Annotated in this window: 13 protein-coding genes; 11 read left to right on the forward strand and 2 right to left on the reverse strand. The window is 42.2% G+C overall.

From position 1 onward, the window contains the following. Positions 1-84: 84 nt before the first annotated feature. A complete protein-coding gene (locus tag J7K40_13460) occupies positions 85-1,179 on the reverse strand; it encodes a pyridoxal phosphate-dependent aminotransferase family protein (protein ID MCD6163402.1) in 1,095 nt (364 codons plus the stop codon). 131 nt (positions 1,180-1,310) lie between these two features. On the opposite strand from J7K40_13460, the gene J7K40_13465 reads away from it, so the two are divergent. Together J7K40_13465 and J7K40_13470 are read left to right on the forward strand one after the other, a co-directional pair. Then, positions 1,311-3,179 (forward strand): glutamate mutase L, encoded by a 1,869-nt coding sequence (locus tag J7K40_13465; GenBank protein MCD6163403.1) that lies wholly within the window; start codon positions 1,311-1,313, stop codon positions 3,177-3,179. A gap of 86 nt (positions 3,180-3,265) precedes the next feature. Next, positions 3,266-3,628 (forward strand): cupin domain-containing protein, encoded by a 363-nt coding sequence (locus J7K40_13470; protein MCD6163404.1) that lies wholly within the window; start codon positions 3,266-3,268, stop codon positions 3,626-3,628. A gap of 112 nt (positions 3,629-3,740) precedes the next feature. Here the strand turns inward: J7K40_13470 and J7K40_13475 are convergent, their stop codons facing one another. Further along, positions 3,741-4,142: a TrkA family potassium uptake protein gene (locus J7K40_13475; GenBank protein MCD6163405.1), complete on the reverse strand. Its 402-nt coding sequence runs from the start codon at positions 4,140-4,142 to the stop codon at positions 3,741-3,743. Between the two features lie 452 nt (positions 4,143-4,594). Here J7K40_13475 and J7K40_13480 point away from each other — a divergent pair, with 452 nt between their 5' ends. From J7K40_13480 to J7K40_13520, 9 genes are read left to right on the forward strand one after another with little or no spacing between them, the layout of a single operon-like run. After that, the gene (locus J7K40_13480) at positions 4,595-4,969 is read left to right on the forward strand and encodes an NADH-quinone oxidoreductase subunit A (protein ID MCD6163406.1); all 375 of its coding nucleotides are present in this window, start codon (positions 4,595-4,597) and stop codon (positions 4,967-4,969) included. Further along, positions 4,960-5,487, forward strand: a complete 528-nt coding sequence (locus tag J7K40_13485) for an NADH-quinone oxidoreductase subunit B (protein MCD6163407.1) — start codon at positions 4,960-4,962, stop codon at positions 5,485-5,487. The genes J7K40_13480 and J7K40_13485 overlap by 10 nt, the downstream gene beginning before the upstream one ends. A 9-nt stretch (positions 5,488-5,496) precedes the next feature. Next, positions 5,497-5,982, forward strand: a complete 486-nt coding sequence (locus tag J7K40_13490; GenBank protein ID MCD6163408.1) for an NADH-quinone oxidoreductase subunit C — start codon at positions 5,497-5,499, stop codon at positions 5,980-5,982. Beyond that, a complete protein-coding gene (locus J7K40_13495) occupies positions 5,979-7,100 on the forward strand; it encodes an NADH-quinone oxidoreductase subunit D (protein ID MCD6163409.1) in 1,122 nt (373 codons plus the stop codon). Before J7K40_13490 ends, J7K40_13495 begins: the two co-directional genes overlap by 4 nt. Continuing rightward, entirely contained in the window at positions 7,100-8,155 is a 1,056-nt protein-coding gene (gene nuoH, locus J7K40_13500; GenBank protein MCD6163410.1) for an NADH-quinone oxidoreductase subunit NuoH, read from the forward strand. The genes J7K40_13495 and nuoH overlap by 1 nt, the downstream gene beginning before the upstream one ends. Before the next feature lie 2 nt (positions 8,156-8,157). After that, positions 8,158-8,748 (forward strand): 4Fe-4S binding protein, encoded by a 591-nt coding sequence (locus tag J7K40_13505; GenBank protein ID MCD6163411.1) that lies wholly within the window; start codon positions 8,158-8,160, stop codon positions 8,746-8,748. Further along, positions 8,745-9,245, forward strand: coding sequence for an NADH-quinone oxidoreductase subunit J (locus tag J7K40_13510; GenBank protein MCD6163412.1), 501 nt, complete (start codon positions 8,745-8,747; stop codon positions 9,243-9,245). The genes J7K40_13505 and J7K40_13510 overlap by 4 nt, the downstream gene beginning before the upstream one ends. A gap of 2 nt (positions 9,246-9,247) precedes the next feature. Continuing rightward, positions 9,248-9,559: an NADH-quinone oxidoreductase subunit NuoK gene (gene nuoK / locus J7K40_13515; protein ID MCD6163413.1), complete on the forward strand. Its 312-nt coding sequence runs from the start codon at positions 9,248-9,250 to the stop codon at positions 9,557-9,559. Between the two features lie 58 nt (positions 9,560-9,617). Then, positions 9,618-11,765, forward strand: a complete 2,148-nt coding sequence (locus tag J7K40_13520) for an NADH-quinone oxidoreductase subunit L (protein MCD6163414.1) — start codon at positions 9,618-9,620, stop codon at positions 11,763-11,765. Positions 11,766-11,776: the final 11 nt, after the last annotated feature.

Consider the following 11,776-nt stretch of genomic DNA (forward strand, 5'->3'; position numbering starts at 1 on the left):
CATTCGACGGACTAATTCGCTGATGCGGCATTTATCCCTACTGGCTATATCGAGGGAAATAAATAATACTTTAATTTCCTGATTCTATATTTGCAAATCATCCCTGATTTCAGTTAGACATCGACAGAAAGCATCAATTTCCACATCGGTATGAGTGGCCATCGCCGTAATACGTATCCCCCATCGCTTATCGGGACTTACCGGCACCACAAAATATCCTCGCCGGTGAAGTTCATCTATAATCAGACTTGTCTTTTCCTTACTGCTAAAATATACATTTATAATATGACTGCCGGAAGAATTAATCTCAAACCCGGAGCGTTTCAAGTTTATATATATTTGTTGGATGTTTTTTCTCATTCGCGCAACCAATTCAGGTTCTCGTTTGAGAATCTTTAAACTCGATAAAGAAGCGGCGGCGATTGGCGCAGCAATCGATGTTGAATACTTATATGCTCTCAGCGGTCCGGACAACATCTTGCCAGCCTCCTCAGAAAATGTCAGAAACCCTCCCTGAGAACCCAGCGCCTTGGAAAATGTGCCCATTATAAAATCAGCGGTTCCGGTAAGAGAATATAGCTCCTCAAGCCCTCTGCCGGTTTTTCCAATACAGCCGGTAGCATGCGCCTCATCGAGAATCAGGTGAAAATGATACTTGCTTTTTAAACGGGCAATCTTATCCAGGGGCAGAATATCGCCATTAACCGTAAACGCCGAGCAGCTGGCTGCTATTTTTCGGGATTTACCGCTCTTTTTTAATAAAGCCTCGAGGTGTGTCAAATCAAGATGACGATATATATTCACCGGACAACCTGACAGTCTGATGCCATCAATAATAGAGGGATGATTGCTCTCATCGCTGAAAAATATAGTATCATTATCACTCAAACTTTGATGCAAAGCCGTATTGGCGGCATAGCCCGAGGGGAAAATCACAGCCTTTTCACGATGTTTAAAATCCGCAATCTCATCCGCAAGTTTATCATGAATAATTGTTGTACCCGAGGTCAAGGGCGCGCCGCCGGTGCCGATTCCATAATTTTGGGCAGCCTCTGTAAATGTTTTTATAACCTCCGGGTGATGCGATAAGCCTAAATAGTCATTACTGGAAAATATTATAAGCTTTTTACCATTGATGGTTATATATTGAGCCTGGCGAGATTCTAAAGAATTCCTCACTATATTCCTCCCGTTTAAATATCGCTTTATTCGACTATCGGGTCAAGCATGATTTTAATTGACTTTGAAATAATTATTTATAATATTTCAACATTATGGTTGAATGTTAAATTTAACGATAGAGGTTGAAAATGAAAGGTCTTAAACCGGAAGACATAAAAGTAATTGTTGCCACCGATTGTGGTTCTACAACTACAAAAGCGATTTTAATTGAATACCGCGATGGCGAATATCGTCTTATAGTACGCGGCGAAGCTCCAACAACAGTGGAAGCTCCTTTCGAGGATGTTACAATGGGAGCATTAAATGCTATTGGCGAAGTCGAGGAACTTTCAGGCAGAAAAATTCTTGGTAAAGACAACAAGATTACTTCTCCCGCCAAAGGAAATATCGGTACGGATATTTATATATCAACATCTTCTGCCGGCGGTGGTTTGCAGATGATGGTTGCCGGTGTTGTTCGGTCGATGACAGCCGAGTCTGCTGAAAGGGCTGCTATGACCGCCGGCGCTATTGTCATGGATGTTATTGCCTCCAATGATAAACGATTGCCTCATCAGCAGATAGAACGAATACGCCACCTTCGCCCCGATATGATACTGCTATCAGGCGGCATCGATGGCGGCACTACGACTCATGTAGCCGAATTAGCTGAACTTATAAGCGCGGCCGACCCAAAACCCCGTCTCGGCTCAGGTTATAATTTGCCTGTTATTTATGCCGGCAATGTTGATGCCCGTAGGGCGGTTACTGAAACTCTCAAGGATAAAACCGCGCTTGATATTGTCGATAATCTGCGTCCTGTTCTCGAACGTGAAAATCTTCTGCCGGCGCGCGAAAAAATTCATGACTTGTTCATGGAACACGTTATGGCTCAAGCTCCGGGATATTCCAAGCTTATGACTTGGACTGATGCTCCGATTATGCCCACACCTGGCGCGGTTGGATTGATTATTAAAACAATCGCTGACATTGAGAATATTGAAGTTGTGGGCGTTGATATTGGCGGCGCAACCACAGATATTTTCAGCGTTTTTCGCCCGGATGGTAAAGAGGGAATATTTAACCGAACTGTTTCGGCTAACCTCGGTATGAGTTACTCGGTTTCAAATGTTTTTGCTGAAGCGACACTGCCTAATGTCATGCGCTGGGTGCCGTTTGATGTGGATGAGCGTGAAATCCGCAATAGAATTAAAAACAAGATGATTAGGCCGACGACTATTCCGCAATCATTAGAGGAATTGATTATTGAACAGGCTATTGCTAAGGAGGCATTACGGCTGGCGTTTATTCAACATAGATCATTTGCTACCGTGCTTAAAGGCGTCCAGCAGCAGCGAACTATTGCTGATGCTTTCGAGCAATCGACATCCGGCGCTTCCTTGGTAAACATGATGAGCCTTGATATGTTGGTTGGTTCCGGCGGCGTGTTGTCGCATGCCCCTCGCCGTCAACAGGCAGCGCTGATGACTATTGACGCATTTTTACCTATGGGCATTACCCGCTTGGCAGTCGATTCAATATTTATGATGCCTCAGCTTGGCGTGCTTTCGAGCCTGCATGAGAAAGCCGCAACCGAGGTGTTTAATAAAGATTGCCTAATTCATCTTGGTACTGTTGTCGCTCCGGTTGGCGAGGGCAAAGAGGGGAAAGAGATATTAAGTTACAATATTGAACTCCCTGACGGCAAAGTTGAAAAAGGCGATATTGCATTCGGTCAGATGAAATTAATTAAGCTGGGTATCGGCGATGACGGCATTCCGTTAAAAGCGAAAGCCGAGTTGACGCCTGCTCGCGGCTTTGATTTGGGCAATGGCAAGGGCAACAAAATTGAGGGGCAGCTATCAGGCGGCGTGGTTGGCATAATTCTTGATGGCCGCGGTCGCCCGTTTAACCTTCCTGCCGATGCTAAGACCCGCGTAAACAAGCTTAAAGATTGGATGCTTGAGCTGGATATTTATCCGGAGGATAGTCTAATTAAATTGATTGAACAGTATTAAGTTAATTTATTGATTTGAATATTCTAACGCCATCTCTTAATATAGAGGGATGGCGTTTTTTTTATTAATTCTTCACGGAGAACTACATGCTAATAAAAGACCTGAAAAACTGCCCGGAGATAATCGCCGGCGATAATACGCAATTAAGAGAACTTCTAAATCCATTAAACGATAATGTAAATATCAGATACAGTTTAGCCCAAGCTGTCGTAAAACCCGGCAATACCACTTTAGCCCACAGATTAAAATCATCTGAGTTGTACTATATTCTTGAAGGCGAGGGTGAAATGTATATTGATGACGAGGTGGAAAAAGTAGCTTCCGGGCAGGCAATTTATATCCCTCCTGATTCGAATCAGAAAATAACAAACACTGGTTCAACTGATCTTATCTTTATTTGCATTGTCGATCCGGCTTGGCGGTTCGATGATGAGGAAGTATTAGATTAGGTTGAATAAAAAAGGGATTATTATCCAAGAATTGGCAGTTGAAAAACTGATATATTTATATAACGTGCTATAAGCTGTATGACAGTATTGTTGTTAAATGCAAGCTTCGATTTTATTTATCGATAACGGTTTCTTTGAGATGATTAGCCGCATCAATAATGGGACAGCCGATGCCCTTTTCGGTTTGTTTAAATGCCCTGGCTCTGAAAGGATCGCGGATAACTTTGCCAACGCGTTTGCAGTTGAAAGTTTCTTGTATAAGTTTAGCTGTAGATAAATTGACATTATCAGAATTTGTAGCCGCAATAAAGGCATCCTCGCTTGAGAAATTTATTTTCTTATAGATTTCTAAATCGGTACCCGAACCGACAATTTTCTGACCTTTGAATGCATTCCTGAGCCTTCTAAAGCCGCTCTCTTCTAAATCTATTACAATAATTTCATGACCTTCTATCTCCAGATCATGTGCCAACTCGCTTGCTATTTTTGATGCTCCCACAATAACAACTCTCAAAAAATACCTCCCGTATGATAATAACTGCTTATAATTTATCGGCAATATTTATGAAATATCAACAACTTATCGCTAATTGCCGCATTTAACTGATGCTTTTATTTTGGGGAAATGCTTAACAATCAGGCTGTTTAAGACAACTAAACCATATTATTCACAAATCCTAATCTGTGCTTTTTCTGCCAGAACTGTCGGAAGTAACTTCCGATAGCACAAAAACACTCTGTATTTATAATTGGTTACTGATATTGTTTCTATCATATTATTGTCTTTGAGATTAAAAACTGATTTCTAATAACAAAATTGATTTTATAAATAATTCTGTCTAAAAAATATAATGCAAGGAAAAATATTTACAATAAAGCCTTGACATTTATTTTGTAATTAATTATCTCCCAAAGTGATGTTTGGCTATTAAGTGAAAATCATCACAAGCTGAGTTGAGAGGTTAGATGGGTTTCGGTTATGGCATAATCGCTTTATTTATCTTGGTTGGGATACTGTTTGTATTAGTTGTTGTTTTCTTTGCCAGTCTTTTACGTCCCAAGCGTCCCAATAAGAATAAATTAGAGAATTATGAGTGTGGCGAACGTCCAATTGATGGTGCATGGATTCAATACAATTCCGGTTTTTATATTTTTGCCTTAATATTCGTGATATTTGATGTTGAGGTAGTTTTTTTATTCCCCTGGGCGGTTGCCTTTAAACAACTCTCCCAGCCCAACCAACTTGGTCTTTTTATGTTGGTAGAGGCATTTATTTTCATATTTATTCTAATTGTTGGTCTAATCTACGCTTGGAAAAAAGGAGCCTTAAAATGGGTATAATTGAAAAGGTTCCAACATATCTCGAAAAAATACCAGGCGGAGGGATAGTAGTTGCTTCGGTTGAGTCGGTTCTCAATAATTCAAGGGCGCATTCTCAATGGTATTTGCTGTTTGGCTTGGCTTGCTGCGCTATTGAGATGATGGCTACCGGCGCTTCCCGCTACGATTTTGACCGTCTGGGCATGATTTTTCGTGCCTCACCCCGCCAAGCTGATTTAATGATGGTTTGCGGTACTGTAACTCATAAAATGGGCAAGCGGGTTAAAATCCTTTATGATCAGATGTCCGACCCGAAATATGTTTTAGCTATGGGCGGATGCGCCAGCAATGGCGGCCCGTTTTATTATGATTGCTACTCAGTGTTAAAAGGTGTAGATAAGGTAATACCTGTTGATGTTTACATTCCCGGCTGTCCTCCTCGCCCGGAAGCGCTTATGCAGGGCACATTGAAAATGAGAGAAGTTATCAAGAACCAGAAAATCAAAGATTTCCTCGGCGATAAACCGATGCAATCATAGCAATAATAAATGACTAAAGAAGAGATTGAAAAAAAAATAACGCTGGATTTCAAAGACCGCGTTGAAATTCAGGAGACCAACCAACCAGAGCCGTTTGTTTATATTTCCAAAGATAAATATATAGAATTCTGCCAATATCTTAAAAATGATACCGACTTGTCATTCGAGTTCCTTTTTCAGCTTGGCGGCTCTCATTTTGAGGATAGGTTCGAGGTCTTTCTCTGTCTTAGTTCTCATAAACATCGGCATGAAATTGTTGTGAAAGTAAAATTGCCGGCTGATAATCCGGAAATAAATTCAGTTATAAATATATGGCGGGTTGCTGATTTCTTTGAACTTGAGGTAATGGAACTGTTTGGCATCATGGTTGTAGATCATCCTAATCCCCGTCATCTGTTATTAATTGAGGAATGGGATTATGGTTATCCGATGAGGAAAGGCTGGACAGGACCTGATTTTATTCCAATGCCTGATAAATCCAAGAGCGCAGAATGAGTGATCTAATTAAAGATATACAGCATAATGAAGATGAATTTATAATCAATATGGGGCCACAGCACCCCTCCACTCATGGTGTGCTGCGTCTTATCCTTAAGATGAAGGGCGAATTCATTATGGATTTAATTCCTGATGTTGGGTTTCTTCATCGTTCATTGGAAAAAATAGCTGAGAACCGCACTTATGCTCAGTTTATGCCGTTTACCGACCGAGTTGACTATTGCGCCTCCATACCCTGCAATTTTGCCTGGGCGGTTGCAGTGGAGAAGCTTGCTGAAATCGAGATACCCGACAGAGCGCAGTATTTGCGGGTTATTATGGCTGAGTTGAATCGAATTGCCTCGCATCTTGTTTGGCTTGGCACAATGTCGCTCGATTTAGGCGCGTTTACTCCGTTTCTGTATGCTTTCCGCGAACGGGAACAGATTCTGGATATGTTCGAGATGACTTGCGGTCAGAGGCTTACATATAATTATATGAGAATCGGCGGAGTATCCAAGGATGTGCCGCCTAAATTTTATAAAAGATGTAAAGACTTCACTGTAGATTTTCGCAAGAAAGTTGATGATTATGAGGCTCTTTTAACATATAACCCGATATTCTTAACCCGCACCAAAAATGTCGCTATTTTACCTGTTGATGATGCTCTTAATTATGGTGCCAGCGGACCAACAATAAGGGCATCCGGACATGATTGGGACCTGCGAAAGACTCATCCATATTCATCTTATGATAAATTTAATTTTGAAATCCCGACCGGAAAAACCGGCGATGTTTGGGATAGATATTTAGTTCGCATCCGCGAGATGCGTATATGCTGTGATATTATCGATCAGGCATTAGAGGGATTGCCTGAAGGTCCGATAATGGCGAGAGTGCCGAAAATGTTTAAGCCCAAGCCAAACGAGGTATATTCGCGAATCGAAGCTCCGCGCGGCGAGATGGGCTATTATATTATCTCGGATGGCACAACAAAGCCATACCGGGTGAAAATCCGCACAGCCTCATTTGCCCATGTTCAGCTTATGAATTATCTATGCAAGGGCTGGAAAATAGCCGACTTGGTGGCGATTTTCGGTTCGCTGGATATTGTTCTGCCGGAGGTTGACCGTTAATGCTGGAATTAACTGGGATTCTGCAATGGGTTGTTAGTATTGTTGTCGGCATCTCCGAATCATTGGGCTTGCCGGCTATTGTATCTGATATAGTGTTGATGCTCCTAACTATTGTTGCGATTGTTGTATTCTTATTGATAATGTGCTTATTCTTGGTCTGGTGGGAACGAAAAGTTTCGGCTCATATTCAGGATAGATTAGGACCAATGATGGCTGGCTGGCATGGTTGGTATCAGACTATCGCGGATGCCCTTAAACTATTGCAAAAAGAAGATATAATCGTTAAATCGGCAGATAGAAAAGTGCATTTCTGGGCACCGGTAATAGTTTTCACTGTTTGTTTGGCGGCTTATGCTGTTATACCATTCGGCAAAGGATTAATCGCCTCTGATGTGAGCATCGGCTTATTATATATACTTGCTATTACAAGCTTTACTGTTATCGCCCTGCTGATGGCGGGCTGGGGCTCCAATAATAAATATGCTCTTCTTGGCGGTATGCGTTCTGCAGCGCAGATAGTTTCCTATGAGGTGCCGCTTACTCTTTCGGTGCTTGGCGTTGTCTTGATGTCGGGTTCGCTTTCGATGTATCATTTTGTTGAAGTTCAGACTGATTGTTTCTGGAACTGGTATATCTGGCCTCAGCTTCTCGGATTTTTCATATATATTAGCGCGGCTACGGCCGAATTGAACCGAACACCGTTCGACCTTCCCGAAGCTGAACAGGAATTAGTTGCCGGCTTTAATATCGAGTATTCGGGCATGAAGTTCGCCATGTTCTTCCTTGCCGAATTTTTGAATATGTTTACCGCTTCGGCGATTGCCACTACTTTATTTTTAGGAGGCTGGCAGCCGCCATTACCGGGACTGGATTTTATCCCGTCATATTTATGGTTTATAGGCAAATCATTGTTTTTAGTTTTTGTAATTATGTGGTTTAAGTGGACTTATCCTCGTTTAAGGGTTGACCATCTGATGGCATTCGCCTGGAAGATTCTATTGCCCTTAGCGTTTGTTAATATAATTCTTACAGCTTTGGGAGTTTATTTCTTTTAGTTATGGCATTTGTAGGAGAATTTTTCAGCGGAATATACAACCTGTATTTGGGGTTGAAAACCACCCTTAAATATCTGCCGGGACGAGCGATTACCATTCAGTATCCCAAAGAAAAGATGGAGATGTTCGAGCGTTTCCGGGGGATGCCGGTATTGCTGTCAAATCTTGAAACCGGCAAGCTTAACTGCAATGCCTGCTTGCTTTGCCAGAAAGCCTGCCCGGTTGGCGCGATTACGATAAAACAGGCTGAGGACAAAGATCCGGATACCGGCAAACGCTACCCTGTGCGTTTTGAGTTGAATACGCTAATATGCTGTTTCTGCGGATTATGCGAGGAAGCCTGCAATTTCGATGCGATAAAGATGTCTGGCAAATATGAGTTTGCCACTACTAATAAGGAAGAATTGTTTTACGACATGAAAAAGCTTCAGGAAGTCGGTCGTGATGTGAAATACACGCCTAAGAAAAAACGTCCGGCAAGAAAACCAGCTGATAAAACCGACAAGAAACCAGAAGCTAAATCCGAACCTACACCTGATGATGCTAAAGACACAAAACCGGATAAACCTCAAAATCCGGAGGATAAGCAATGAACCTCGCAATCTTTTATGTTTTAGCAATTATGGCCGGCGTTTCCGCACTTATGGTTGTAACATTGAAAAATATATTTCATTCGGCCTTGTTTTTAGTGTTGACCCTTTTTTCGGTGGCTGGGATATATGTGCTTTTGGGCGCCGAGTTCTTAGCCGGTGTTCAGGTTTTGATATATGTGGGCGCGATTACAATATTAATGATATTTGCTATTATGCTGACTTATCAGATTAACAATAAAAGCATAAAACAGGTAAATGAGCAGGTTGTACCGGCAAGTCTGATTGTTTTGATATTTTTTGGGATGTCCTTATTTACATTATTCAAAACAGGCTGGTCGGTCGGCGATGGAAGTTTGCCTGAACGTAATACATTCGAGCTTGGCAGGCAGTTGCTATCAACATATGTGGTCCCTTTTGAGGTTGTTTCGATAGTCCTTCTCGTGGCGCTAATCGGGGCGATAATTATCGCCCGTCAGGATAAACAGAAGGAGAATTGATAATGGAACCGACCTTGACTCATTTCTTAGTATTGGGCGCAGTTCTCTTCGCATTGGGGATATTTGGAATTCTTACTCGCCGCAATGCTATTGGTATATTGATGGCGATTGAATTATTGTTCAATGCCGCAGGAATCAATTTTGTGGCATTTACAAAGTTTATAGCCCCGGAGGGTATCGCGGGGCATGTGTTTACTGTTTTTATTATTACTATCGCTGCCGCTGAGGCCGCTGTTGGCTTGGCGATTGTGATGTTAGTTTATCGTAATTTTAAAGGCATTGAAGTAGACAAAATTAATTTCATGAAATGGTAGGCTGAAAATGACAGAATACAGTTGGCTGATACCGTTATTCCCCCTATTCGGGTTCATAATGATTATATTTTTCCTGAATCGCAACAATAAGCTATCAAGTTATTTCAGCATCGCTATGGTTTTGATATCATTTATCCTATCGGTAAAAGTATTATTTGAGGTTTTAGCTCATCCTACCCCTTATATGATGTTTGTCGACTGGCTTGTCTGGAGCGATTTTATTCTGCCAATGGGCATATATATCGACCCGTTAGCGGCGGTGATGCTGATTGTCGTAACTGTTGTATCATCGCTGGTTCATATATACTCAGTCGGCTATATGCACGGCGACCCGCGGTTTGCCAGATTCTTTGCTTATCTTGGGTTGTTCACATTCTCGATGCTTGGCTTGGTAATTGCCGGTTCGTATGTCTTAGTGTTAGTTTTCTGGGAATTAGTGGGCCTTACATCTTATTTATTGATTGGCTTCTATTTCGAGAAAGATTCAGCCGCCAATGCTGGCAAGAAAGCATTTATTACAACTAAATTAGCCGATCTTGGCTTCACTGTTGGTTTAGTGCTTATGATATTCGCAATTGGCACCGCTACATTGCCTGAAGTGAATCAGAAAATAGAAAGCCTCAAAGTTGCCGCCGGAATTGTTGATGAAAGCTCCGGCCATCACGGTTCGAGTGAAGCGGCTCATAATAGCGGAGTTGTTAATGCCGCCGAAGTTGAGCATTATGGCGAGGAAAATACTAACAATGAACCTGAAAATATAGTTAGAGACACTCTCGTTCCGGGTTTTGAAAAAGCTGACCATGGCCATCATGGTTCTGAGACCGTAGAGCATGAGATTGAAGATACTCCTCATACCGCTGCAACTATCGATGAATCGATGACCAAGGAAGAAGCCAACCATACTCTTTGGTTAATCGGCATCGCCGGATTGCTGATGTTTATGGGCGCTTGCGGCAAATCGGCGCAATTCCCGTTCCATGTCTGGCTTCCGGATGCTATGGAGGGTCCGACACCTGTTTCCGCATTGATTCATGCCGCTACAATGGTCGCCGCCGGTGTGTATTTAACCGCGCGATTAATGGGGATAATACTGGCATTTGAAACTATGGCTATGGTAGTGGCGACAATAGGCGCAATCACGGCTTTTATGGCGGCTTCTATCGGCTTAGTTCAAAACGACATCAAACGCGTGCTGGCGTTCTCGACAGTTTCTCAGCTTGGCTACATGATGATGGCGCTTGGTCTTGGCGGTTATGCTGCCGGCACTTTCCATCTTTTCACTCATGCCTTTTTCAAATCCTTGCTGTTTTTAGCTGCCGGTTCGGTCATTCATGCCGTGCATACTAATAGTATTCAGGAAATGGGCGGTCTTCATAGCAAAATGAAGATTACATCGATAACGTTTTTAATCGCTTCTTTGTCGATTTCAGGAATTTTCCCGCTATCGGGTTTCTGGTCTAAAGATGAAATATTCGCAGTGGCTTTCGAAGGCGGCCATTATATTTTCTTGGCCGTAGGTTTAGCGGCGGCTTTCATGACAGCCTTTTATATGTTCCGTCTCTATTTTATGACCTTTACCGGCAAGCCGCGAGACCAGCATGCTTATGACCATGCTCACGAATCGCCATACAGCATGACTGTGCCGCTGATGATATTGGCTTTCTTAGCGGTATTTGCCGGCTGGTGGGGTATTCCCTGGCTAAATGCAAATTACGCCAGCTTCGTGTTTTTTGGCCATCCCCATCATGCGGTTCCGAATCTGCTTCTTATGGGATTCTCGTTAGTTTTAGCTCTTTCCGGTATATGGCTTGCGTATATGATGTATTACAAGAAATCCATTTCTTATGAGGCAATGGGCGCAAGATTCAAAACGATTTATATATTATTATACAATAAATATTATTTCGATGAGCTTTACATGGCAACCATCATTAATCCCGTCTATTACATTATGGAGAAAGTATTCAGATTCGATGTGTTGGTTATTGATGGCGCTGTAAATGGCGTAGGCAAATTAACGCTCTTATGGTCACGGGCTAAAGAGCGTTTTGATACATATGTAATAGATGGCGCCGTCAATGGAGCAGGTTATTTATCGCTGGCTATGGGCAGGATTATCAGAAAAACCCAGACCGGTCAGCTTCAAACTTATGCTCTGGTGATATTTTTGGGCGCAATAATATTGATTTTCATGAAATATGTTTGATAGAGGAGGAA

The sequence above is a fragment of the Candidatus Zixiibacteriota bacterium genome (assembly GCA_021159005.1).
Lineage (GTDB): Bacteria > Zixibacteria > MSB-5A5 > UBA10806 > 4484-95 > JAGGSN01.

Coding starts and splice junctions, on each gene's coding strand:
- J7K40_13495 (MCD6163409.1), top strand. CDS start 5,979: ATGAGTGATCTAATTAAAGATATACAGCATAATGAAGATGAATTTATA.
- J7K40_13505 (MCD6163411.1), top strand. CDS start 8,158: ATGGCATTTGTAGGAGAATTTTTCAGCGGAATATACAACCTGTATTTG.
- J7K40_13470 (MCD6163404.1), top strand. CDS start 3,266: ATGCTAATAAAAGACCTGAAAAACTGCCCGGAGATAATCGCCGGCGAT.
- J7K40_13520 (MCD6163414.1), top strand. CDS start 9,618: ATGATTATATTTTTCCTGAATCGCAACAATAAGCTATCAAGTTATTTC.
- J7K40_13480 (MCD6163406.1), top strand. CDS start 4,595: ATGGGTTTCGGTTATGGCATAATCGCTTTATTTATCTTGGTTGGGATA.
- nuoK (MCD6163413.1), top strand. CDS start 9,248: ATGGAACCGACCTTGACTCATTTCTTAGTATTGGGCGCAGTTCTCTTC.
- J7K40_13485 (MCD6163407.1), top strand. CDS start 4,960: ATGGGTATAATTGAAAAGGTTCCAACATATCTCGAAAAAATACCAGGC.
- J7K40_13490 (MCD6163408.1), top strand. CDS start 5,497: ATGACTAAAGAAGAGATTGAAAAAAAAATAACGCTGGATTTCAAAGAC.
- J7K40_13510 (MCD6163412.1), top strand. CDS start 8,745: ATGAACCTCGCAATCTTTTATGTTTTAGCAATTATGGCCGGCGTTTCC.
- J7K40_13465 (MCD6163403.1), top strand. CDS start 1,311: ATGAAAGGTCTTAAACCGGAAGACATAAAAGTAATTGTTGCCACCGAT.
- nuoH (MCD6163410.1), top strand. CDS start 7,100: ATGCTGGAATTAACTGGGATTCTGCAATGGGTTGTTAGTATTGTTGTC.